At 62.2% G+C, this 20,738-nt stretch carries 22 protein-coding genes; 14 read left to right on the top strand and 8 right to left on the bottom strand.

Going from position 1 to position 20,738, the window contains the following annotated elements; translation table 11 throughout:
• Positions 1 to 20: 20 nt before the first annotated feature.
• From B9Z47_RS08565 to eda, 3 genes are all read left to right on the top strand, one after another.
• Complete coding sequence (locus B9Z47_RS08565) at positions 21 to 260, top strand: hypothetical protein (protein ID WP_108330844.1); 240 nt, start codon at positions 21 to 23, stop codon at positions 258 to 260.
• Between the two features lie 168 nt (positions 261 to 428).
• The gene (edd, locus tag B9Z47_RS08560) at positions 429 to 2,270 is read left to right on the top strand and encodes a phosphogluconate dehydratase (protein ID WP_108330843.1); all 1,842 of its coding nucleotides are present in this window, start codon (positions 429 to 431) and stop codon (positions 2,268 to 2,270) included.
• The gene (gene eda / locus B9Z47_RS08555; RefSeq protein ID WP_108330842.1) at positions 2,261 to 2,908 is read left to right on the top strand and encodes a bifunctional 4-hydroxy-2-oxoglutarate aldolase/2-dehydro-3-deoxy-phosphogluconate aldolase; all 648 of its coding nucleotides are present in this window, start codon (positions 2,261 to 2,263) and stop codon (positions 2,906 to 2,908) included. Before edd ends, eda begins: the two co-directional genes overlap by 10 nt.
• 117 nt (positions 2,909 to 3,025) lie before the next feature.
• Here eda and gloA read toward each other — a convergent pair whose 3' ends face one another.
• Genes gloA through B9Z47_RS08540 form a run of 3 tightly spaced genes read right to left on the bottom strand, consistent with a single transcriptional unit; the run spans position 3,026 to position 4,817 of the window.
• The gene (gene gloA / locus B9Z47_RS08550; protein WP_108330841.1) at positions 3,026 to 3,436 is read right to left on the bottom strand and encodes a lactoylglutathione lyase; all 411 of its coding nucleotides are present in this window, start codon (positions 3,434 to 3,436) and stop codon (positions 3,026 to 3,028) included.
• Positions 3,433 to 4,008: a PaaI family thioesterase gene (locus B9Z47_RS08545; protein WP_108330840.1), complete on the bottom strand. Its 576-nt coding sequence runs from the start codon at positions 4,006 to 4,008 to the stop codon at positions 3,433 to 3,435. The genes gloA and B9Z47_RS08545 overlap by 4 nt, the downstream gene beginning before the upstream one ends.
• A 14-nt stretch (positions 4,009 to 4,022) precedes the next feature.
• Positions 4,023 to 4,817 (bottom strand): SDR family NAD(P)-dependent oxidoreductase, encoded by a 795-nt coding sequence (locus B9Z47_RS08540; RefSeq protein WP_108330839.1) that lies wholly within the window; start codon positions 4,815 to 4,817, stop codon positions 4,023 to 4,025.
• A gap of 203 nt (positions 4,818 to 5,020) precedes the next feature.
• On the opposite strand from B9Z47_RS08540, the gene B9Z47_RS08535 reads away from it, so the two are divergent.
• From B9Z47_RS08535 to B9Z47_RS08520, 4 genes are read left to right on the top strand one after another with little or no spacing between them, the layout of a single operon-like run.
• A complete protein-coding gene (locus B9Z47_RS08535) occupies positions 5,021 to 5,398 on the top strand; it encodes a VOC family protein (protein ID WP_108330838.1) in 378 nt (125 codons plus the stop codon).
• On the top strand, positions 5,395 to 6,273 hold the full coding sequence (locus B9Z47_RS08530; RefSeq protein WP_108330837.1) for a PA4780 family RIO1-like protein kinase: 879 nt from the start codon (positions 5,395 to 5,397) through the stop codon (positions 6,271 to 6,273). The genes B9Z47_RS08535 and B9Z47_RS08530 overlap by 4 nt, the downstream gene beginning before the upstream one ends.
• Before the next feature lie 15 nt (positions 6,274 to 6,288).
• Positions 6,289 to 7,056 (top strand): tRNA-uridine aminocarboxypropyltransferase, encoded by a 768-nt coding sequence (locus B9Z47_RS08525; protein ID WP_108330836.1) that lies wholly within the window; start codon positions 6,289 to 6,291, stop codon positions 7,054 to 7,056.
• Positions 7,057 to 7,073: 17 nt separating this feature from the next.
• Positions 7,074 to 7,952, top strand: a complete 879-nt coding sequence (locus B9Z47_RS08520; protein ID WP_108331175.1) for a pirin family protein — start codon at positions 7,074 to 7,076, stop codon at positions 7,950 to 7,952.
• A 24-nt stretch (positions 7,953 to 7,976) separates the two neighbouring features.
• On the opposite strand, the gene B9Z47_RS08515 is transcribed toward B9Z47_RS08520, so the two are convergent.
• The 3 genes from B9Z47_RS08515 to B9Z47_RS08505 form a co-directional block, all read right to left on the bottom strand.
• Positions 7,977 to 8,615, bottom strand: a complete 639-nt coding sequence (locus B9Z47_RS08515) for a 2-dehydro-3-deoxy-6-phosphogalactonate aldolase (RefSeq protein WP_108331174.1) — start codon at positions 8,613 to 8,615, stop codon at positions 7,977 to 7,979.
• Between the two features lie 80 nt (positions 8,616 to 8,695).
• A complete protein-coding gene (locus tag B9Z47_RS08510; RefSeq protein ID WP_108330835.1) occupies positions 8,696 to 9,595 on the bottom strand; it encodes a 2-dehydro-3-deoxygalactonokinase in 900 nt (299 codons plus the stop codon).
• Positions 9,592 to 10,563: a sugar kinase gene (locus tag B9Z47_RS08505; protein ID WP_108330834.1), complete on the bottom strand. Its 972-nt coding sequence runs from the start codon at positions 10,561 to 10,563 to the stop codon at positions 9,592 to 9,594. Before B9Z47_RS08505 ends, B9Z47_RS08510 begins: the two co-directional genes overlap by 4 nt.
• An 89-nt stretch (positions 10,564 to 10,652) precedes the next feature.
• Between B9Z47_RS08505 and B9Z47_RS08500 the strand changes: the two genes are divergently transcribed.
• On the top strand, positions 10,653 to 11,948 hold the full coding sequence (locus tag B9Z47_RS08500) for an alanine racemase (RefSeq protein ID WP_108330833.1): 1,296 nt from the start codon (positions 10,653 to 10,655) through the stop codon (positions 11,946 to 11,948).
• 46 nt (positions 11,949 to 11,994) lie between these two features.
• On the opposite strand, the gene denD is transcribed toward B9Z47_RS08500, so the two are convergent.
• Positions 11,995 to 12,999 (bottom strand): D-erythronate dehydrogenase, encoded by a 1,005-nt coding sequence (denD, locus tag B9Z47_RS08495; protein WP_108330832.1) that lies wholly within the window; start codon positions 12,997 to 12,999, stop codon positions 11,995 to 11,997.
• 15 nt (positions 13,000 to 13,014) lie between these two features.
• Complete coding sequence (locus B9Z47_RS08490; RefSeq protein WP_108330831.1) at positions 13,015 to 14,763, bottom strand: IlvD/Edd family dehydratase; 1,749 nt, start codon at positions 14,761 to 14,763, stop codon at positions 13,015 to 13,017.
• A 195-nt stretch (positions 14,764 to 14,958) separates the two neighbouring features.
• Between B9Z47_RS08490 and B9Z47_RS08485 the strand changes: the two genes are divergently transcribed.
• The 6 genes from B9Z47_RS08485 to B9Z47_RS08460 all read left to right on the top strand — a co-directional run bounded on the left by B9Z47_RS08485 (position 14,959) and on the right by B9Z47_RS08460 (position 20,728).
• Positions 14,959 to 15,768, top strand: coding sequence for a FadR/GntR family transcriptional regulator (locus B9Z47_RS08485; protein WP_108330830.1), 810 nt, complete (start codon positions 14,959 to 14,961; stop codon positions 15,766 to 15,768).
• Positions 15,752 to 16,303 (top strand): TRAP transporter small permease, encoded by a 552-nt coding sequence (locus B9Z47_RS08480; RefSeq protein WP_199226332.1) that lies wholly within the window; start codon positions 15,752 to 15,754, stop codon positions 16,301 to 16,303. Before B9Z47_RS08485 ends, B9Z47_RS08480 begins: the two co-directional genes overlap by 17 nt.
• Positions 16,300 to 17,598, top strand: a complete 1,299-nt coding sequence (locus tag B9Z47_RS08475; RefSeq protein WP_108330829.1) for a TRAP transporter large permease subunit — start codon at positions 16,300 to 16,302, stop codon at positions 17,596 to 17,598. The genes B9Z47_RS08480 and B9Z47_RS08475 overlap by 4 nt, the downstream gene beginning before the upstream one ends.
• Before the next feature lie 37 nt (positions 17,599 to 17,635).
• On the top strand, positions 17,636 to 18,643 hold the full coding sequence (locus B9Z47_RS08470) for a TRAP transporter substrate-binding protein (protein WP_108330828.1): 1,008 nt from the start codon (positions 17,636 to 17,638) through the stop codon (positions 18,641 to 18,643).
• Positions 18,644 to 18,709: 66 nt separating this feature from the next.
• A complete protein-coding gene (locus tag B9Z47_RS08465) occupies positions 18,710 to 19,903 on the top strand; it encodes a mandelate racemase/muconate lactonizing enzyme family protein (protein WP_108330827.1) in 1,194 nt (397 codons plus the stop codon).
• Positions 19,904 to 19,945: 42 nt separating this feature from the next.
• The gene (locus B9Z47_RS08460) at positions 19,946 to 20,728 is read left to right on the top strand and encodes an SDR family oxidoreductase (RefSeq protein WP_108330826.1); all 783 of its coding nucleotides are present in this window, start codon (positions 19,946 to 19,948) and stop codon (positions 20,726 to 20,728) included.
• Positions 20,729 to 20,738: the final 10 nt, after the last annotated feature.

Below are 20,738 nucleotides of genomic sequence, written 5' to 3'. Positions count from 1 at the left end.
TATTTTCGGAGAAAACAAACATGTCGACCCCTCAAGATGACAATCAACCCGTAGTTTGGGCCGTTCTGGTGGCCGTGATCGTACTGGCCATTGGCTTGGCCGTCGGTTTTGGCATTGCCAAGAGCAAAAAAGCCGCACCTACAGCCCCCGCTGCTGTCGCGGCCCCCGCTGCCGAAGCCTCTGCACCCATGTCTGATGCGTCTGCACCCGCTGGCGCTGCTGCTGGTGCACCAGCCGCTGACGCTTCTGCTGCCAAGTGATTCGGCTTGTAGCGCACTGAAAACCCGCTTCGGCGGGTTTTTTTACGTCTGCTGGCTTGTGCCCACGAGTTGTACCCAGTCTGTAACCGCCCAAACGCACCAAAACGGGGGAACACGGTTACCATCGGTCATGTAATTTAGTTACCACGTCTGCCCAGACGTCAAAACATGACACTTCATCCGATTTTGGCCGCCGTCACCGCCCGCATCACCGAGCGCAGCCGCCCGACCCGCCAAGCTTATTTGCAGCAGTTGGACGCCGCTGCCCAGCGCGACCCCGGGGCCCAACGCCTGGGCTGCGCCAACGTGGCCCACGCCTTTGCCGCCATGCCCGAGGCCGACAAAAGCCGCGCCACGGCGCTCGACAAAATCAAAGTGGTCGCCCCGCGTGCGCCCAACATTGGCATCGTCAACGCCTACAACGACCTGCTCTCGGCCCACGCGCCGCTGCAGCATTACCCCGACCTCATCAAGGACGAAGCCCGCAAACTGGGCGCCACGGCCCAAGTGGCCGGTGGCGTGCCCGCCATGTGCGACGGCGTGACCCAGGGCACGCCTGGCATGGAGCTGAGCCTGTTCAGCCGCGACGTGATCGCCATGGCCACCGCGGTGTCGCTCAGCCACGACGTGTTTGATGCGGCCCTGATGCTGGGTGTGTGCGACAAGATCGTGCCGGGCCTCTTGATTGGCGCATTGCAGTTTGGCCATTTGCCCACGGTGTTTGTGCCGGCTGGCCCGATGACCAGCGGCTTGTCCAACAGCGAAAAATCCAAGGTGCGCGAACAAGCCGCACTGGGGCAGGTGGGCCGCCCTGAATTGCTGGAGGCTGAATCGAAGGCCTACCACGGCGAAGGCACTTGCACCTTCTACGGCACGGCCAACAGCAACCAGATGCTGCTCGAAGCCATGGGCCTGCATGTGCCCGGCACCGCATTCATCAACCCGGCCGAAGGCGTGCGCCAGGAACTGACCCGCGAAGCGGCCCGCACCGTGCTGGACCTCGTGAAGACCAAAAATTTCACACCGATTGGCCGCGTGGTGGACGAGCGCTGCATCGTCAACGCCATGGTCGCCCTGCTGGCCACGGGCGGCTCGACCAACCATTTGATCCATTGGGTGGCGGTAGCGCGTGCGGCCGGCATCGTGATCGACTGGGACGATTTCTCGGCCCTGTCGGATGTGGTGCCGCTGCTGGCCCGCGTGTACCCCAACGGCAGCGCCGACGTGAACCAGTTCCAGGCCGCGGGCGGTCCGGGCTACGTGATCCGCGAATTGCTCGATGCCGGTCTGATGCACCCCGACGTGCTCACGGTGCGCCCCGGCGGCCTGCGTGAATTCACCCGCATCCCTTCCGCGCAAAACGGCCAACTGGTCTGGCATGAGGCCGGGGCCAGCCAAGACGAGACGGTGGTGCGCCCCGCCAGCAGCCCGTTCAGCGCCACAGGCGGCCTGAAGCTGCTGCAAGGCAATTTGGGTCGCAGTGTGATCAAGATTTCTGCCGTGCCTGAAGCCTTGCATGTGATTGAAGCCCCGGCCCGCGTGTTCGGCTCGCAAGACGAATTGCATGCCGCGTTCAAGGCCGGTGAGCTGGACCGTGACATCGTTTGCGTGGTGCGCTGGCAAGGCCCACAGGCCAACGGCATGCCCGAGCTGCACAAACTCACCCCGCCGCTGGCCGTGTTGCAAGGCAAGGGTTTCAAGGTGGCGCTGGTGACCGATGGCCGCATGAGTGGTGCCTCGGGCAAGGTGCCAGCCGCCATCCACGTCTCGCCCGAAGCGGCTGCCGGTGGCCCGCTGGCCAAGGTGCAGGACGGCGACCTGATCCGCCTCGACGGCGTGGCGGGCACCCTGCAAGTGCTGGTGAGCGAGGCCGAGTGGGCCGCCCGCCCATTGGCCCAGATGCCTGCCGAGCTGCGTGCCGCCAATGGCGTGGGCATGGGCCGTGAACTGTTTGCCAACATGCGCCGCAATGCGCTCAAAGCCGAAGAAGGAGCCTGCACATGGCTGTGAATCTGAGTGGACATTTGACCGCCCTGCAAGTGATGCAGGACGCCCCCGTGATCCCCGTGATCGTTTTGAACGACGTAGCGCACGCCGTGCCCATGGCCCGGGCCCTGGTGGCAGGCGGCATCCGCATGCTTGAAGTGACCCTGCGCACCCCGCAGGCGCTGGCCTGCATGGAAGCCATTGCCAAAGAAGTGCCCGGCGCTGTGGTGGGTGCAGGCACTGTGCGCAGCCCGGCTGACGCCGCAGCGGCAGCCAAAGCAGGCGCACAGTTTGCCGTCAGCCCCGGCTACACCCGTGCGGTGGGCCAGGCCTGCCGCGATCACGGTTTGTCGCTGCTGCCCGGGGTGGCCACTGGCAGCGAAATCATGATGGCGCAAGAAGACGGCTACACCGAACTCAAATTTTTCCCGGCCATGCAGGCGGGCGGCCCCGCCATGCTCAAGGCCTGGAGCGGCCCGTTCTTTGATGTGAAGTTCTGCCCCACAGGCGGCGTCACGCAACAAAACGCCAATGACTTGCTGAGCCTGCCCAACGTGGCCTGCGTGGGCGGTTCGTGGCTGGTGCCTGCGGATGCGCTGGCCCAAGGCGACTGGGCACGCATCGAAAAGTTGGCCCGCGAAGCCAGCCAGTTGCCGCGCTGATTTGCAGGTCGGACCTTCAGGTCCGACAAATGGCGTTGGGCCACGAACATTTGTGGCGGGGCTAACTGTCGTGAAGCCGCCGACCTGACCATGGGCCGTCACTGCGAGGCGAGTGCTTCAGCGCAAGCCTTGGCCCGATGCGTACTCGGCCCGCTGGATCAGCTCGACCTTGTAGCCATCGGGGTCGGTCACAAAGGCGATCACGGTGGTGCCGCCTTTCACGGGGCCGGCTTCACGCGTCACTTTGCCGCCCGCTGCCTTGATTTTTTCGCACGCGGCATACGCATCGGGCACACCCAAGGCGATGTGGCCATAGGCCGTGCCCATCTCGTAGCTGTCCACCCCCCAGTTGTAGGTCAGCTCCAGCTCGGCGTGGTCGGGGTTGTTGCCGTAGCCCACAAAGGCCAGCGAGTATTTGTACTCGGGGTTTTCCGAGGTGCGCAGCAGTTTCATGCCCAGCACCTGGGTGTAGAAGTCGATGGATCGTTGCAAGTCGCCCACGCGCAGCATGGTGTGAAGGAGTCTCATGGTCGGGTTCCAGGGGTTGAAGAAGGTATGTCAAAAACCAGGCAGGTCGTGCTGGCATGGGCATAAAGCGTACCATCCGGCCCCACCAGCTGCGCCTCGGCGGTGGCCAGCTGGCGACCGCAGTGCAGCACTTTGCCAATGGCCCGCACGCGCTGCACTTTAGGGGTGATGGCTTTGACCAGTTTCACGCTCAAATCGGCCGTGGTGTAGCCCCTGCCGGGCGGCATCATGGTGTGCACCGCGCAGCCCAGGGCCGAGTCGAGCAAGGTGGCAAACCAGCCGCCGTGCACGGTGCCCAGCGGGTTCATGTGCTGCACGCCGGGTGTGCCCTGAAAAATGGCCAAGCCCGGGCCGATCTCCACGAGCAAAAAGTCCAGCGTCTTGGCCATGTGGGCGTAGGGCAGCTCGCCCGACAAAAGCGCTTGCATGACCTGCAGGCCTGTTTTTCCGGCCACTTGCTCAGGCCGTGCCACACCGGGGCCAGCCCCGGCATCGATGCGTGCGCGCACAGCGTGCTCTTGGGCCAGCCAGGCCTCGAGTGCGTTGTGGCGTGTGTCGGTTGTGGTGTTCATCAAAACGGTTTCTTTCAAACGGGTACGGTGTAGTTGAGCGCCATGCGGCCACCGTCCACGGTGACGATTTCGCCGGTGATGTAGCTGGCCGCGTCGCTGGCCAAAAAGGCCACCACCTTGGCCACTTCGTCGGGCTCGCCCAGGCGCTTCATGGGCGTGCGCATCATGATTTTCTTTTCCGCGGCTTCGCTGGTCAGCACCGCCTGGCGGGCCAGTTCGGTGGCAATGGTGCCCGGGGCCACGGCGTTCACGCGGATACCGAAATCGGCCAGGGCCAGCGACATGGCCCGGGTCAGCTGGTTGATGCCGCCCTTGCTCACGTTGTAGCTGGCGATGTTGGGGATGGCCAGCACCGCGTTGACCGAACTCATGTTGACGATGGACCCCCCGCCTGTGCTTTTCATGGCGCGGGCCGCAGCCTGCCCCATCAAAAACGAGCCCTTGATGTTCACATTGATGACCGCGTCGAAATCTTCTTCGGTCACGTCCAGAAAGTCGGCGGCCTTGAAGATGCCCGCGTTGTTGACCAGCACATCGATGCGGCCAAAGGCCTGCAGCGCATGGCCCACCAGCGCGTCGACATCGGCCTTGCGCGAGACGTCGCAGGCCATGAACCCGGCGCTGTGGCCCATGGCGCGCAATTCGGCGGCCACGGCGTTGCCGCGCTCGCTGTTCACATCGGCCAGCACCACATGGGCTTGCTCGGCGGCAAAGCGGCGGGCACAGGCTTCACCAATGCCATTGGCCGCCCCGGTGACGATGACGACACGGCCTTGCAGACCGAAAGAAATGGCGTTGTTGAGGGGCATCCGGGTGTCTCCTGTGGTCGGGTCTGAAATTCGAAGTTCGATGCTGCCACAAGGTGGGCAAGTTGGCAGTCACTGTGTGTCCCATTGGAGCCAGTGCGGACTGCAAAGGCTTTCTGGTGCAGGCGTCTCAGTCACTGAACATCTCAAGTACCATTGTCCGCAATTGAATTCGCCCGGCGACGGGTTTTTAATCGGAGAACGCGATGTTCAGTCATGTGATGTTGGGTGTGAATGACCTTGAGGTCTCGAAGAAGTTTTACGACGCCTTGCTCGGCGCCTTGGGCTACGGCCCCGGCGTGGCCAACAAGAACCGCTACTTTTACCGCAGCCCCACCGGCACCTTTGCCATCACCACGCCCATCAACGGTGAGCCGGCTTGCCATGGCAACGGCAGCACCATTGGTTTCACCGTGCAGTCGGCCGAGCAAGGCGATGCTTTTCATGCGGCAGGTGTGGCCAACGGCGGCACCACTTGCGAAGACCCACCCGGTTTCCGCGAAACGCCTGCGGGCAAGCTGTACCTGGCCTATTTGCGCGACCCGGACGGCAACAAGCTCTGCGCCTTGCATCGCCCTGGATGAAGGCACCCCCCCGACTGCAGACCCTCGTTGAAGAGGGCCTGATCGACACCGTGGTGCGCCAGCTCATGAGCGGCAAAGAGGCCATGGTGTTTGTGGTGCGCTGCGGCGACGAAACCCGCTGCGCCAAGATTTACAAAGAGGCCACCCACCGGAGTTTTCGGCAAGCGGTGGACTACACCGAAAACCGCAAGGTCAAAAACTCGCGTTCGGCCCGGGCCATGGCCAAGGGCAGCAAGTTTGGCAGGCAAGAGCAAGAAGCCGCCTGGCAGAGTGCCGAGGTCGATGCGCTGTACCGTCTGGCTGCTGCAGGCGTGCGGGTGCCCAAGCCCTTCAACTTTTTTGACGGCGTGCTGCTCATGGAGCTGGTCACCGATGCCCATGGCGATGCGGCCCCGCGCCTGAACGATGTGGCCTTCACGCCCGAGCAAGCGCTGCAGCACCACGCCACGCTGATTGGCGAGGTGGTGCGCATGCTGTGCGCAGGCGTGGTGCATGGCGACTTGTCGGAGTTCAATATTTTGCTGGCGCACATCCCTGGCGAAGGCGATCTGCCCGGAGTGGACGAGCCGGTCATCATCGACTTGCCGCAGGCGGTGGACGCCGCAGGCAACAACCACGCCCAGCGCATGCTGTTGCGCGATGTGGGCAACTTGCGGGACTTCTTTGGGCAGTTCGCGCCCGAGCTGTTGAAAACCGAATACGGCCCCGAAATCTGGAGCCTGTACCAGGCCGGTTTGCTGAGCAACGAGACACCGCTGACCGGCCGCTTTGAGCGTTCAACGGCCGATGTGGACATGCAGGCTGTGCTGCGCGAAATTGACGATGCCCGCGACGAAGAAGCGGCCCGCCGTTTGCGCATGGCCACGGCGGTTTGAGGCTTGGCAACGCGCATGAGTTCCACCAGGCCAGAACCGGTCAAAGCACCGCACGCGGTGTCGCGCCTGCGCACCGCTCGCCTGGCCCGCAGCGCCAAACCCTTTTTGGCGCGTGGCGGCATCAAGGGTGAACGCTGCCCGGGCTGCCGCCTGGTGCCCAGCCACTGCATGTGTGCGCTGCGCCCCGAGGTGCCCACACAGGTGGGCATGTGTCTGCTCATGGCCGACATCGAACCGCTCAAACCCAGCAACACCGGCTGGCTGATCGCCGATGTGGTGCACAGCACCTTTGCTTTTGGCTGGGCGCGCACCGAGGTCGATCCCGCCTTGCTGGCGCTGCTGGCCGATCCGCAGTGGCAGCCGTATGTGGTGTTTCCGGGTGAATTCGTTGAGCCTGAGCGGGTGGTGCATGAAGTTTCGACCTCAGACACCCACAAGCGACCGCTGTTCATTTTGCTGGACGCCACCTGGGCCGAAGCCCGCAAGATGTTCCGCAAAAGCCCTTACCTGAACGCCTTGCCGGTGCTGAGCCTGCACCCCGAGCAGGTCTCGCACTACCAGCTGCGTCGTTCGCGGCGCGATGACCACTTTTGCACCAGCGAGGTCGCATCGCTGTGCCTGGACTTGGCTGGCGAGACGCATGCCGCACAGACCCTGCAGGCCTATCTGGACGTGTACACCCACCACTACCTGCAGGCCAAACACCAGCTGCCGCCAGAGGCAGACGGTGCGGCCCGTGCGCGTTTGAAGGCATTGAAATTGTCCGCAAACCACCCCATATGAATGGAAAGGAATTGGCCATGACCCACCCCATCTCGACCCCCGCAGTGACCGTTTCCCGCACCATCGAACGCTTGGTCACCGGCCAGGCCACTTCAGACGGCGCGGGCGTCAAGCTCAACCGCGTGCTCACGCAAAACCTGCAGCACCGGCTCGATCCATTTTTGATGCTCGACGCCTTTGGCAGCGACCAACCCGACGACTACATCGCCGGTTTCCCGGACCACCCGCACCGGGGTTTTGAGACCGTGACCTACATGATCGCCGGGCGCATGCTGCACCGCGACAGCGCGGGCAACGAAGGCCTGCTGCAAAACGGCGGCGTGCAGTGGATGACCGCAGGCCAAGGCGTGATCCACTCCGAAATTCCGCAGCAAGCCGACGGCGTGATGGAGGGCTTTCAGCTGTGGCTGAACCTGCACAGCTCGGAGAAGATGAATGCGCCGTGGTACCGCGATTTCCAAAACGATCAGCTACCGCAATTCAAGACGCCTTCAGGCGTGGCCGTGACGGTGATCGCCGGGGCCAGCCACGACGTGCAGGGGGCGGTGACCCGCGAGATCACCCAGCCGGTTTATCTGGACGTGCACATGCCCGAGGGCTCACGCTTTGAGCAAACACTGCCCGCAGGCCACAACGCCTTCATTTATGTGTACCGGGGCGAAGTCCGCATCGGTGGCCAGGCCGTGCCCGTGCAGCGCATGGCCATTTTGGCGAACACCCCGCAGGCCGACGGCGTGGTGATCGAGGCCAGCGCCGACGCCAAGCTGATCCTGGTGGCGGGCAAACCGCTCAAAGAGCCCATCGTGCAATACGGCCCCTTTGTGATGAACACCAAGGAAGAGATCTACCAAGCCCTTGCAGACTTTCGGGATGGGCGGCTGGGCGAGAAGGCTTGAGATGGTGGGGCGCGTACCTGGCGCTCAGCCTGTGAAGGCTTTCACAAACGCCTGCGCCTGCAGCCGCACCTCTTGCGCCGACCGCCCCGGCGCATACAAGGCCGAACCCAAACCAAAGCCGCTGGCACCGGCGGCGCGGTAAGCGGCCATGTTGTCCGGCGTGATGCCGCCCACGGGCACCAAGGCGGCGGTTGGCGGCAGCACGGCCCGCAGCGCCTTGACGGTGGCGGGCGAGATCATCTCGGCCGGGAACAGTTTCAGGCCGTGCGCACCGGCATCGAGTGCGGCAAAGGCTTCGGTGGGCGTGGCCACGCCGGGCAGCACCACCATGTCCAGAGCCAGGGCTTGCGCGACCACGGCGGGGTTGAAGTTGGGGGCCACGACCAGGCGACCGCCAGCGGCATGCACGTCTTTGACTTGCTGCGCGTTCAGCACGGTGCCCGCACCGATCAGGGTTTGCGGAAATTGCTGACGCAGTGCGGCGATGCTGTGCAAAGGCTCGGGCGAGTTGAGTGGCACCTCGATGATGGCAAAGCCGCTGCTCACCAGCGCTTCCCCGATGGCGGGGGCTTCGGCAGGCGTGAGGCCGCGCAGGATGGCGATCAAGGGCAGCTGGGCCAGGGCTTGCGCCAGGTTTTGAGCGGGGTGGGCGGTGGGTGTCATGGTGGTGTTTGTGGTGTTTGTGGTGTTTGTGGTGTTTGTGGTGGGCGTGGTGCCCATCGCCGCGATGGGTTGCCTGTATGTCAGCAGGCACAGGCCAGTGCGAACAAGCCAGCCCAGGTGGCCTCGGCCCCCCGACTTTGACAGGCGATGTTCAGGTGGTGCAGGGCCAGGGTGTAGCGCAGGGTCAGGGCGTCGCTGCCGATCAGGATCACCGGGCCAGCATCGGCTGACACGGTCTGGGTGCGCAGCTCTTCACCGATCAGCAGACCCGACAAATAACTGGACAGGGCGGCGGCGCTCAGGCGTTCAAACAAGCCCAGCGTGCGCACCGCAAACAGGTGGTGCAAGACGCTGCCCGGCTGCTGGCTTTGGTCGATGCCTTGCAAAAACGCGGTGTCGTCAAAGGCCCCGTTCAAGTCCAGCGTCTTGCTCAGGATCGAGTGCTGGCTCATCAGGGCAAACACCTCGCCGGTCATGAAGGTCTGAAACTGCGTGACGCGGCCGTCTTGCACCTGCACCCATTTGCTGTGCGTGCCGGGCAGCACCAGCGTGGCGCTGTCGCGGCCTGCCAGTTGCAAGGCCCCAAAGATTTGCACCTCTTCGCCGCGCATCACGTCGGGGGTGTGCAGGGCGTCTGCGCCCATGCAGCTCAGGCCCGGCACCAGGGCGATGCGCCCGGGCTGCAGCCACAAAAGGTGTTGGCCCAGCTCGGCAAAGCCTGCGGGGCAAGGGCAGTAGGGCGCTTCTTGCCAACCCTGGCGGCTGCCCGCCATGCCCGAGATCAGGCACAGCGCATTGGCCGCTTGCATCCAGTCGCCAAAAAGCGCGTTGAAAACGGCTTCAAACTGGCCGGGCGGCACACTCAAAATGCCACGCGCAAACGCACGCGATTCCTGCACCTGGCCGCTGGCATCCAGCCGCGCACCGCGCAGCGAAGTGGTGCCCCAGTCGATGGCGATCAAGGGCTTGCCGGGGCTCATGCGGGTGTGCCTTTCGAGGCGCTGTTCAACACGTTCAGCACGTCGTCGCGTCGTGGCAAAGGCGCCACCGCCCCAAAGCCTTGCACCGACAGCGAGGCCGCGGCATTGGCATAGGCGGTGGCGGTCCACAGGTCGTCACCAGCGGCCAGGCGCGCCAACAAGTTGCCCGCAAAACAATCGCCCGCGCCGGTCGCGTCCACGGCCTGGACCGCATGGCCGGGCACCTGGCGCTGGCTTTGGCCATCGCTGGCCAGGGCACCGTCAGCGCCGAGTTTGAGCACCACTTGTGCAGCGCCTTGGGCGTGGCTCCAGGCGATGATGTCTTGCGCCTGAGACAGGCCGGTGAGCGCTGTCATGTCTTCCAGGCTGGGTAAGAACAGATCGCACAAACTGACAGCATGGCGGATGCAGGCCTGTGCCCGCGCCAGTGGCCACAGCGACAAACGCAAGTTGGAATCGAGGGCCACCTGCGTGCCCACGCTGCGGGCGTGCTGCATGGCGGCGAACGCCGCATCACAGGCCGTAGCCGAAATGGCCAGCGAGATGCCTGACAGGTGCAACCACCGGCTTTGGGCTATGGCATCGCCCCAATGGCTCAGGTCTTGCGGCTGCATGCGGCTGGCGGCCGAGCCGGCACGGGCATAGCTGAAGTGGTGGCCCTGTGCATCGTGGCTCACGAAGTAGATGCCGGTGGGCGCTTGGCGCTCGCGCAGCACGGCGGTGGTGTCCACGTTTTCGCGCTGCCAGAGGTCCATCAGGCGGTCGCCCCAAAGGTCGGTGCCCAGGCGCGTCAGGTATGCCACGCTGGCCCCGGCGCGGGCAGCCGCGATGGCGGCGTTGCTCGTGTCGCCGCCAAAGCCTTGCAGGTACAGCGGGGCATCGTCCGCATGTTCATGGGGGCGCTGGTTGAATTCGACCATGGCTTCGCCCAAGGCGACGATGTGCAGAGAAGGGGTGGGGTGTGTCATGTCAAAAAAGTCCGATGGGGCTCTGGTTGAGGTGGGAAAATCACCGCCCAACAGGCACCGTCACGTTTGAAAAATGGGAGACCCAGAGCATGTTGATCAAAAAAATGGAAAGTGGTTTTGTACTGGATGCGAGTTGCAAGGGCTATCCCCTGGCGGCGCAGCCCTGCGACGTGTCCGAGTTGGGCCAGCGTGGCTGGCACCTGCTGGATGACGCGCTGGCCTACCCAGCGGCCGTGCTGCGCCGCCCGGCCTTGGCGCACAACCTGGCCTGGATGCAGGACTTTGTGCAGCGAAAAGGCGTGGCCCTGGCCCCGCACGGCAAGACCACCATGTCGCCCGAGTTGTTTCGTATGCAGTTGCAGGCGGGTGCCTGGGGCCTGACGTTTGCCAACGTGCACCAGTTGCGCGTGGGGCTGGCCGCTGGGGCGCAGCGCGCCATCATCGCCAACCAGCTGGTGTCCGATGCCGATCTGGATGGGCTGGATGTTTTGCTGCGCCAACACCCGCAAGCGCGGGTGTGGTTTCTGGTCGATTCGCTGGCGCAGCTGGATGTGCTGGCCGATTGGGGAGCACGGCGGGGCAATGCCCGATGCTGGGACGTGCTGCTGGAGCTGGGCATTGCCGGTTACCGCACCGGTTGCCGCACGCACGAACAGGCCCTGGCCTTGGCGCAGGCCATCGCCGCGTCGCCCGTGGCGTCTTTGGGCGGGGTGGAGTGTTACGAAGGCGGCCTGGGCCGCTGCGACAGCGCCCACGACATTGAGGCAGTGAGTGCCCTGGTGCGCAGCGTGCAGGCCTTGGTGCAACAGTTGGATGCGCAGAGCCTGTGGGGAGGTGACGAGGTCTTGCTGTCGGCGGGCGGCTCGGCGGTGTTCGATTTGGTGATACCGATGCTCAAGCTGCAGGTCAAAAGCCGCCGGGTGCAAGGTGTGTTGCGTTCGGGTTGCTATGTGACGCATGACCACTGGAACTACGCCCGTTATCTGAAGCTGGTGGAGGCGCGTGAGGGCTTGAGCGCATCGCTGTTGCCCGCGCTGGAGGTCTGGGCCAAGGTGCAGTCGGTGCCCGAGGCGGGGCTGGCCATTTTGAGTGCGGGTCGGCGCGATCTGTCGTTTGATCAGTGCATGCCGATGCCGGTGCGCTGGGCGGCGCGGGGGCAAAGCGGTGCCGATGCGATGCAGGCCACGCCCGAGTCCTGGAAAGTCAAGGCGCTGAGCGATCAGCATGCGCACATGGTGTTTGATGCCGAGGGTGTCTGGCCGCAGGTGGGGGACAGGGTGGCGCTGGGCATTTCGCACCCTTGCACCACCTTTGACAAATGGCGCTGGATGGCGGTCATCGAAGACGATGGCCGCATCAGCGGAGCGATCAGCACGCATTTTTGAATCGGGCTTATCAAGGGCCGCACCATTCTGGACGCGGCCCTTGTGCTCACTTCAGGCCGTTCAGGGCTTCGGCCGGATAGCCGGGCCGGGTTTTGCAGTCTTCGATGTACTGCGCGATGATGGCCTCGAAGCTGGCGTCGGCACGCAGTCCCAAGGCGTGCGCACGCTCAAACGTGCAGCCTTTGGCCCAGTTGTCCACGATGCCAGCGATGCGTTCGTCTTTCTCGAACGTCACGCGAGCGCGCACCGCAGGACCAGCGACTTTTTCAAGGGCGGCCAGCATGTCGCTCACCTTCACATTCAGGCCCGGCAGGTTCAGTGCCATGCGGCCACCGATGGCCTCGCGGCTGGCTTCGAACACGGTGATCAAGCCATGCACGGTATTGCCGGGCGAAGAGATGGGGTGTGACACGGTAGCGTCCACCGGGCAAGTGGTGGCGGTGCCTGCCAGCGGTTCGCGGATGATGCCGCTGAAAAACGAAGACGCGGCGCCATTGGGCTTGCCGGGGCGCACGGCCACCGTCATCAGGCGGGCGGCGCGGCCATCGATGTAGCCCTTGCGGGTGTAGTCGGCCACCATGTGCTCGATCATCAGCTTGTGGGTGCCGTAAGAGGTTTGTGGCGTGGGCAAGCTGTTGTCGGCCACCAGCGCGGGCATGGGGTTGGCCGCGTCGGGTCCGAACACCGCGACCGAGCTGGCAAACACCAGCCGTGAAACTTTGCCCGAAGCACGGATGCTGTCGAGCAGCAAGCGGCTGCTGTCCACGTTGGAGCGCAGGCCCAGGTCAAAGTCCAGCTCGCATTCGCCCGACACGGCCGAAGCCAAATGGAACACGCCATCAAAGCCGCTCTTGAACAAATCACCTTGTTCCAGCATGGGGCCGGCATGGCCCTGCACGCGGGGGTCGGCCAGCAGGTCTGCGGGGGCGGGGAACAGGTCGGCAATCACCAATTCGCTCACGCTTTGGCCATTGAGCTGACCGCGTTTCAGAATCTCGCGGGCCAGTCGTGCACCCAAAAATCCGGCACCGCCGGTGATCAAAATGCGCATGTTTTTCTCCGTGAATCAGTGGTTGTCTTTGGGCACGGCCGCGCCGCGTTGGCCGACCAGAAAGTCCATGTCCGCACCTTCGTCGGCTTGCAGCACATGGTCGATGTAGAGCTTCCAGTAGCCCGACTGCATGGCGGGCTCCGGTTTTGTCCATTGCGCCATGCGCTTGGCCAGTTCTTCGTCGCTGATGAGCAGCTGCAATTTGCGCTCGGGCACGTTGAGTTCAATCATGTCGCCGTTTTGCACCACGGCCAGCGGGCCGCCAGCCGCCGCTTCGGGTGTGGTGTGCAGCACCACGGTGCCGTAGGCCGTGCCGCTCATGCGGGCGTCCGAGATGCGCACCATGTCGGTGATGCCTTTGCGCAGCACCTTGGGTGGCAGCGGCATGTTGCCCACTTCGGCCATGCCGGGGTAACCCTTGGGGCCGCAGTTCTTCAAAACCAAAATGCAGTTTTCATCGACGTCCAGGTTCTCGTCGTCGATGCGTTTGTGGAAGTCGTTGCTGTCTTCAAACACCACGGCGCGGCCGGTGTGCACCATCAGCGCAGGCGTGGCAGCGCTGGGCTTGATGACGGCACCACGCGGGGCCAGGTTGCCGCGCAAGATGGCGATGCCGGCTTTTTCCTTGAAAGGCTCGTCGAACTTCTTGATCACGCGAGGGTCGTAGTTCACGGCGCTGGCGATGTTCTCGCTCACGGTCTTGCCGCTCACCGTGACGATGTCTTTGTGCAGCAAGTGCTCGATTTCTTTCATCACCACCGGCAGGCCACCGGCGTAGCAGAAGTCTTCCATCAGGTGCTCGCCAGAGGGCTGCAAGTTGAGCAGGCAAGGCAGCTCGCTGCCCAGGCGCTCGAAATCGTCCACGGTGAGCTTCAGGCCAAGGCGACCTGCAATCGCGATCAGGTGGATCACCGCGTTGGTCGAGCCGCCAATGGCCGCCAGCGTGCGGATGGCGTTTTCAAAGGCTTCGCGGGTCAGCACTTGGCTGATGGTCTGGTCGGTGTGCACCATCTCGACGATGCGCCGACCGGACTCGCGTGCCAGCACATTGCGGCGGCCGTCCACGGCGGGGAAGGCCGCGTTGCCCGGCAAGCCTATGCCCAGAGCTTCGACCATGCTGGCCATGGTGCTGGCGGTGCCCATGGTCATGCAGTGGCCGTGGCTGCGGTGCATGCAGCTTTCGGCTTCAAAAAAGTCTTGCAGTTTCAAGGTGCCTGCACGCACTTGCTCGCTCATGCTCCAAACGCCAGTGCCCGAGCCCAATTCTTGTCCGCGCCATTTGCCATTCAGCATGGGGCCACCCGAGACGCCAATGGTGGGCAAGCCCGCGCTCGATGCGCCCATCAGCAAGGAAGGGGTGGTTTTGTCGCAGCCCATGAGCAGCACCACGCCGTCGATCGGGTTGCCTCGGATGGACTCTTCAACGTCCATGCTGGCCAGGTTGCGGTACAGCATGGCGGTGGGGCGCAGCAGGGTTTCGCCCAGCGACATCACGGGAAACTCGAGCGGGAAGCCACCGGCCTCGTACACGCCGATCTTGACCTGCTCGGCCAGTGTGCGGAAATGCGAGTTGCAGGGCGTGAGTTCACTGAAGGTGTTGCAGATGCCGATGACCGGGCGGCCATCGAACTGGTCGTGCGGCACGCCTTTGCCTTTGACCCAGCTGCGGTAGGCAAAGCCATCGCGGTCTTGACGGCCAAACCATTGCTGGCTGCGCAGGTCTTCGGGTTTTTTGCGGGGGGTGTCGCCAGGTTTATCGCTCATGGTTCAGGTCCGGTGGGGTGGTCGATGGTCAATCTTAAAAATGCTATCGTATGACGATAGAAAAACAAGGGTGTCTTGTAAAGCCTGGGACATTCGGGCAAACCCTTGACGCCAAGATGACTGATCCTAGGGTTTACCTGAGTCCTGCTCAGGACTTCAATCATCATATGATAAGCACATAGCCAACGCACGCCAATGACCAAAAATTTTCACGGACACACACTCGATTTATTGGGCGTTGCCATCTTGTCTGGCCGTTATGCGGTGGGCGCCAGCTTGCCCCCCGAGCCGCTGTTGTGCGACGAGTTGGGTGTGAGCCGCACGGTGGTGCGCGAGGCCATCAAGTCTTTGGTGGCCAAGGGCTTGTTGTTCACCGGCCCCAAAGTGGGCACGCGTGTCTTGCCCGATGCCCATTGGAACTGGTTTGACCCCGATGTGGTGGCCTGGCAGGCGCAATGCGGCCTGACCCCCGAGTTTTTGAAAGACTTGCAGGAGCTGCGCCGTGTGGTGGAGCCCGCTGCAGTACGCCTGGCGGCCGAGCGGGCCACAGCCGATGACATTGCCCAGATTGAAGAAGCCTACGCCGGGATGAAAAAAGCGGTGGAAGAAGGGGGCGATTACGTCACCTATGACATGCGCTTTCATCAGGGCCTGCTGCAGGCATCGCACAATCGCATGCTGATCCAGATGAGCAAGGCGCTCAATGCCTTGTTGCGCACCAGTTTTGAAATTTCCACGCGCATCAAGGATGGCACCAAAAATTCCTTGCCCCTGCACCGGGCCGTGCTCAACGCGGTCATTGCCCATGAGCCGACCAAGGCCGAGCGCGCCATCATGGTCTTGATCGAAGGGGCCAGCGAGGACATTGACCAGGTCTTGGCGTCGCGCAAAAAACTGCCCGTGGTGTCCGGGCGTGCAACGCCGATCAAGACACAGCCCAAGCCCAGAGCCACGTCCAAATCATCTGTCCGTACAAAGGGAGTGTCACTTGCAAAAACTCATTGATTATTTTTTCAAACTGCTCGAATTTTTGGTGGTGGCTTGCCTGGTGGCGATGGTCATCATGGTGTTTGGCAATGTGGTGTTGCGCTACGGGTTTAACTCCGGCATCGATATTTCAGACGAGATGTCGCGTTACTGCTTCATCTGGTTGACCTACATCGGTGCCATGGTGGCCATGCGCGAAAAGGGGCATTTGGGGGTTGACACTCTGGTGTTGCGCCTGTCTTTGAATGGCAAGAAACTGTGCTATTTCCTGAGCGAAGTGATGATGTTGGGCTGCAATCTGTTGTTCCTGTTGGGCACCTGGAAAATGCATGAACTGCAGGTCACCAATGTCTCGACGGTCGTGGGCATTTCCATGATCTGGGTTTACGGCATTGGCTATGTCGTCGGTTTTGTGATGTCGGTGATGAATGTGAACCAGCTCTACAAACTGTTGACGGGCCAGCTCAAAGAAGAGGATCTGATCATGGTGGTCGAGTCCGAGGACGTTGTGGACCTCAACGCCCAAACCCCGGACAGCAGGAGCCACGCATGACCATCGCTATTTTTGTATTCAGCCTGTTGGGTGCCATGGCCTTGGGCATGCCCATTGCCTATTCCTTGCTGGTGTGCGGGTTGTCCTTGATGGCTTATCTGGCCGGAACGGGCGTGCTTCCGGCTTTTGACAGTCAGATTCTGGCGCAGCGCTTTGTCGATGGGGCAGACAACTTTCCCTTGTTGGCGGTGCCATTTTTTCTGTTGGCTGGTGAATTCATGAATGCCGGTGGCTTGAGCCGTCGCATCGTGAATCTGGCCATGGCCTGGGTCGGTCATTTTCGCGGTGGTTTGGGTTATGTCGCGGTCATGGCCGCCATCATCATGGCCTCCTTGTCGGGTTCGGCGGTGGCCGACACCGCCGCTTTGGCGGCCTTGTTGATCCCGATGATGCGTGCGGCCGGTTACGACGTCGGCCGCTCAGCCGGTCTGATCGCGGCGGGGGGCATCATCGCGCCGGTGATTCCGCCTTCCATCGGGTTCATCATTTTTGGTGTGGCGGCCAACGTCTCGATCACCAAGTTGTTTTTGGCCGGCATCGTGCCCGGCGTCATGATGGGCATCGCGATTGGGCTGGCCTGGTGGTGGGTGGCCAAACGCGACGGTGTGAAGCCCGGCCCCCGCATGAACATGCGTGAACGCTGGACCGCCACCCGAGAAGGCACTTTGGCGCTGGGCCTGCCCGTGTTCATCATTGGTGGCATGAAGTTCGGTGTGTTTACGCCCACCGAGGCGGCTGTGGTGGCTGCGGTTTACAGCTTTGCTGTCGGCGCATTTGTTTACCGCGAATTGCAGTGGACCAAGCTTTACGGTTTGATCTTGACGGCAGGCAAGACCACGGCCGTGATCATGTTCCTGGTGGCAGCGGCCATGGTCAGTGCCTGGTTGATCACCGTGGCCAACATTCCGGCAGAAGTGGCCAAGCTCATGGAACCCTTCATGGACAACAAGATGTTGTTGATGGTGATCCTGATGTTGTTGGTGGTCGTGGTGGGCACGGCGCTGGACTTTACCCCCACGGTGCTGATCCTCACGCCTGTGCTGATGCCGCTGGTCAAGCAAGCGGGCATTGACCCGGTGTATTTTGGCGTGCTGTTCATCATGAACAACGCCATTGGCCTCATCACGCCGCCCGTGGGCACCGTGCTCAATGTGGTCTGCGGCGTGGCCCGCATCAACATGGACACGGCATTCAAAGGCGTGATGCCTTTCTTGCTGGCACAGCTGGCTGTGCTGGCTGTGCTGATCGCTTTCCCCCCCATCGTCTTGGTCCCACTCAAGTGGATGCTGAGCTGATTTTCAACCCTGTGCTTTATCAATGAAGGAGACAACCATGTTCAAACGCAGAAATCTGGTGACACTGATCGCCGGCACTTTGATGGTCGCAACCGGTGCCATGGCACAGTTTGCCGATCGCAACATCAAATTCACCAACGGCATCAACGAAGACCACCCCGTGGGCGTGGGGGTTCGCAAGATGCAGGAAATTCTGGCGACCAAAACCGGTGGCAAGATGAAAATTTCGTCTTTCTGGGGTGGCTCTGCTGGCGGCGACATGCAAGCCATTCAAGCCTTGCGTGCGGGCACTCAGGAGATGGTTTGCGCCTCGACGTCGCCCATCGTGGGCATCGTCAAGGAACTGGGTGTTTTTGACTTGCCTTTCCTGTTTGCCAATGAGAAAGAAGCCGACGCCGTTCTGGATGGCGCTGCTGGCAAGTATTTCAACGCCAAACTCGAAGCGGTGGGCCTGGTCAATTTGTCTTACTGGGAGAACGGTTTTCGCAACCTGACCAACAGCAAGCGCCCCGTGGCCAAGCTGGAAGATTTTGATGGCGTCAAAGTGCGCGTCATGCAAAACAACATCTTCCTGGACACCTTCAAGACCTTGGGCTCCAACGCGGTGCCCATGGCTTTCCCTGAAGTGTTCACGGCACTGGAAACCAAAACCATCGACGGCCAGGAAAATCCCTTTGTGACCATCGAAACATCCAAGTTCAATGAGGTGCAAAAGTACCTGAGCGTCACGCGCCATGCTTACACCCCGTTTGTGGTGTTGTACAGCAAAAAGCTCTGGGATCAACTCAATCCGCAAGAGCAAGCGCTCTTGCGTGAAGCGGCCATGGAAGGTCAGAAAGTTCAGCGTGCCGCTAACCGTGCGATGAGTGACAAGTCGCTCGCCGCCCTGAAAGCCAAAGGCATGCAGATCAACGAAGTGAGCGCTGCAGAGCAAACGCGCATTCGCGCCAAAGTCAACGCGGTGTATGACAAGCACAAGGACTCGATCGGTGCCGAAGCCATCAAGGTCGTGCAAGACGAGCTGAAAAAAGCACGCGGCGGCTAAGGCCTTGCTGCCAGCCCCACAGTCACAAACTGTGGGGCTTTTTTAACGTCTGAAATTTGAGTCGTCATGAAAATCACGCAACTTGAAACCATCCGCCTGGACGAGTTCCCCAACATCATCTGGGTGCGATTGCACACCGACGAAGGTCTGGTGGGCCTGGGCGAAACCTTCATGGGTGCGCAGGCGGTTGAGGCTTACTTGCACGAATGGGTGGCGCCCAAACTGGTGGGGCAAGACCCGCTGGCCATCGAGTCGCGCCTGCGTGACATCACGGGCTATCTGGGCTGGCGCGGCTCCGGTGTGGAAACGCGTGGCAACTCGGCGGTCGACATTGCGCTGTGGGACATCTTTGGCAAAGCTGCTGGGATGCCGGTCTACACGGCCCTGGGCGGCAAGAGCCGTGACGAAATTCGCGTCTACAACACCTGCGCGGGCTACCAGTACATCCGCAGCAACGTCAACCAGACCAGCAGCAACTGGGGCTTGGGGCAGGGTGCCGGGCCTTACGAAGACTTGCAGGGATTTTTGCATCGCGCTGATGAGGTGGCCGAATCGCTGCTGAGCGAAGGCATCACCGGCATGAAAATCTGGCCGTTTGACATGGCCGCTGAAAAATCGCACGGCCAGTACATCAGCCCGCAAGACCTGAACACCGCGCTCGAGCCTTTCCGCAAGATCCGCAAGGCGGTGGGCGACAAGATGGACATCATGGTCGAGTTCCACAGCCTGTGGCGCTTGCCCATGGCGCAAAAGATTGCCCGCGCCTTGCAGGAGTTCGACACTTTCTGGCACGAAGACGCGATCCGCATGGACAGCCTGGACCTCCTCAAGCAATACGCGGTGGACTGCAAGGCTTTGATTTGCGCGAGCGAAACGCTCAGCTACAAATGGGGTTTTAAAGATTATTTGCAAACCGGTGTGGCCGGTGTCGCCATGCTCGACCTGAGCTGGTGTGGCGGTTTGACCGAAGCGCGCAAGATCGCTGCCATGGCCGACGCTTGGCAGCTGCCGGTGGCCCCGCACGACTGCACCGGGCCGGTGGTGTGGGCCGCGTCCACGCACTTGTCGCTGCACGCGCCCAATGCGCTGATTCAGGAAAGCGTGCGCGCTTTTTACAGTGGCTGGTACAAGGAGCTGGTGACCGAATTGCCGCAGGTGGAAAACGGCATGATCAGCCTGAATGACAAGCCGGGCCTTGGCCTGGAGTTGCTGCCAGACCTGCACAGGCGGGCCGATGCGGTGGTGCGTGTGAGCCGGTGAGCGACATTGATTTTTTCTTTTTCCTTATAGGCCGGACCATCCATGACGCAACCCCACGCAACATCTCTTTTTGACCTCCGTGGTCGCACGGCCCTGATCACGGGCTCGACACGCGGCATTGGCCTGGCCTTGGCACAGGGTCTGGCCGAATCGGGTGCGACCGTCATTCTCAACAGCCGTCAACAAACCGCCGTGGACGCGGCGGTGGCTCAGCTGCAAGTGCTCGGGCTGAAAGCGCAGGGAGCAGCCTTTGACGTGGCCGATCAGGCTTCGGTCGAAGCCGCATTTGCTGGCTTTGACCGTGCGGGCCTTGCGATTGACATCCTGGTCAACAACGCGGGCATCCAGCACCGCCAGCCCATGCTGGATGTCTCGCTGGACGATTGGAACCGTGTCATCAACACCAACCTCACGGCAGCATTTTTGGTGGGGCGTGCCGCAGCACGCCGCATGATCGAGAGGGGCACCGGCGGCAAGATCATCAACATCGGTTCGCTCACCAGCGAAGCCGCGCGCGCCACGGTGGCACCCTACACGGTGGCCAAGGGCGGCATCAAGATGCTGTCCAAAGCCATGGCAGCCGAGTGGGCGCAGCACAACATCCAGGCCAACTCGATTGGCCCGGGCTACATCCTGACCGACATGAACGAGGCGCTGGTCAACAACCCCTCGTTTGACGCCTGGGTCAAAAGCAGCAACCCCGCACAGCGCTGGGGCCGCCCCGATGAACTCGTGGGCACTGCCATCTACCTCGCTTCGGGCGCATCCAACTACGTCAACGGCCAGATCATCTATGTCGATGGCGGCTGGCTGTCGGTGCTCTGAGCCCATCACC

Origin of the sequence: Limnohabitans sp. 2KL-1 (genome assembly GCF_003063435.1) — a bacterium.
Taxonomy (GTDB): Bacteria; Pseudomonadota; Gammaproteobacteria; order Burkholderiales; family Burkholderiaceae_C; genus Limnohabitans_A.
The sequence above is the reverse complement of the archived record's forward strand: the minus strand, read 5'-3'. Positions and strand labels throughout refer to the sequence as shown.

Excerpts from the sequence above, each read along its gene's own strand:
- B9Z47_RS08565 (WP_108330844.1), top strand. The coding sequence starts at position 21 with ATGTCGACCCCTCAAGATGACAATCAACCCGTAGTTTGGGCCGTTCTG.
- edd (WP_108330843.1), top strand. The coding sequence starts at position 429 with ATGACACTTCATCCGATTTTGGCCGCCGTCACCGCCCGCATCACCGAG.
- eda (WP_108330842.1), top strand. The coding sequence starts at position 2,261 with ATGGCTGTGAATCTGAGTGGACATTTGACCGCCCTGCAAGTGATGCAG.
- gloA (WP_108330841.1), bottom strand. The coding sequence starts at position 3,436 with ATGAGACTCCTTCACACCATGCTGCGCGTGGGCGACTTGCAACGATCC.
- B9Z47_RS08545 (WP_108330840.1), bottom strand. The coding sequence starts at position 4,008 with ATGAACACCACAACCGACACACGCCACAACGCACTCGAGGCCTGGCTG.
- B9Z47_RS08540 (WP_108330839.1), bottom strand. The coding sequence starts at position 4,817 with ATGCCCCTCAACAACGCCATTTCTTTCGGTCTGCAAGGCCGTGTCGTC.
- B9Z47_RS08535 (WP_108330838.1), top strand. The coding sequence starts at position 5,021 with ATGTTCAGTCATGTGATGTTGGGTGTGAATGACCTTGAGGTCTCGAAG.
- B9Z47_RS08530 (WP_108330837.1), top strand. The coding sequence starts at position 5,395 with ATGAAGGCACCCCCCCGACTGCAGACCCTCGTTGAAGAGGGCCTGATC.
- B9Z47_RS08525 (WP_108330836.1), top strand. The coding sequence starts at position 6,289 with ATGAGTTCCACCAGGCCAGAACCGGTCAAAGCACCGCACGCGGTGTCG.
- B9Z47_RS08520 (WP_108331175.1), top strand. The coding sequence starts at position 7,074 with ATGACCCACCCCATCTCGACCCCCGCAGTGACCGTTTCCCGCACCATC.
- B9Z47_RS08515 (WP_108331174.1), bottom strand. The coding sequence starts at position 8,615 with ATGACACCCACCGCCCACCCCGCTCAAAACCTGGCGCAAGCCCTGGCC.
- B9Z47_RS08510 (WP_108330835.1), bottom strand. The coding sequence starts at position 9,595 with ATGAGCCCCGGCAAGCCCTTGATCGCCATCGACTGGGGCACCACTTCG.
- B9Z47_RS08505 (WP_108330834.1), bottom strand. The coding sequence starts at position 10,563 with ATGACACACCCCACCCCTTCTCTGCACATCGTCGCCTTGGGCGAAGCC.
- B9Z47_RS08500 (WP_108330833.1), top strand. The coding sequence starts at position 10,653 with ATGTTGATCAAAAAAATGGAAAGTGGTTTTGTACTGGATGCGAGTTGC.
- denD (WP_108330832.1), bottom strand. The coding sequence starts at position 12,999 with ATGCGCATTTTGATCACCGGCGGTGCCGGATTTTTGGGTGCACGACTG.
- B9Z47_RS08490 (WP_108330831.1), bottom strand. The coding sequence starts at position 14,763 with ATGAGCGATAAACCTGGCGACACCCCCCGCAAAAAACCCGAAGACCTG.
- B9Z47_RS08485 (WP_108330830.1), top strand. The coding sequence starts at position 14,959 with ATGACCAAAAATTTTCACGGACACACACTCGATTTATTGGGCGTTGCC.
- B9Z47_RS08475 (WP_108330829.1), top strand. The coding sequence starts at position 16,300 with ATGACCATCGCTATTTTTGTATTCAGCCTGTTGGGTGCCATGGCCTTG.
- B9Z47_RS08470 (WP_108330828.1), top strand. The coding sequence starts at position 17,636 with ATGTTCAAACGCAGAAATCTGGTGACACTGATCGCCGGCACTTTGATG.
- B9Z47_RS08465 (WP_108330827.1), top strand. The coding sequence starts at position 18,710 with ATGAAAATCACGCAACTTGAAACCATCCGCCTGGACGAGTTCCCCAAC.
- B9Z47_RS08460 (WP_108330826.1), top strand. The coding sequence starts at position 19,946 with ATGACGCAACCCCACGCAACATCTCTTTTTGACCTCCGTGGTCGCACG.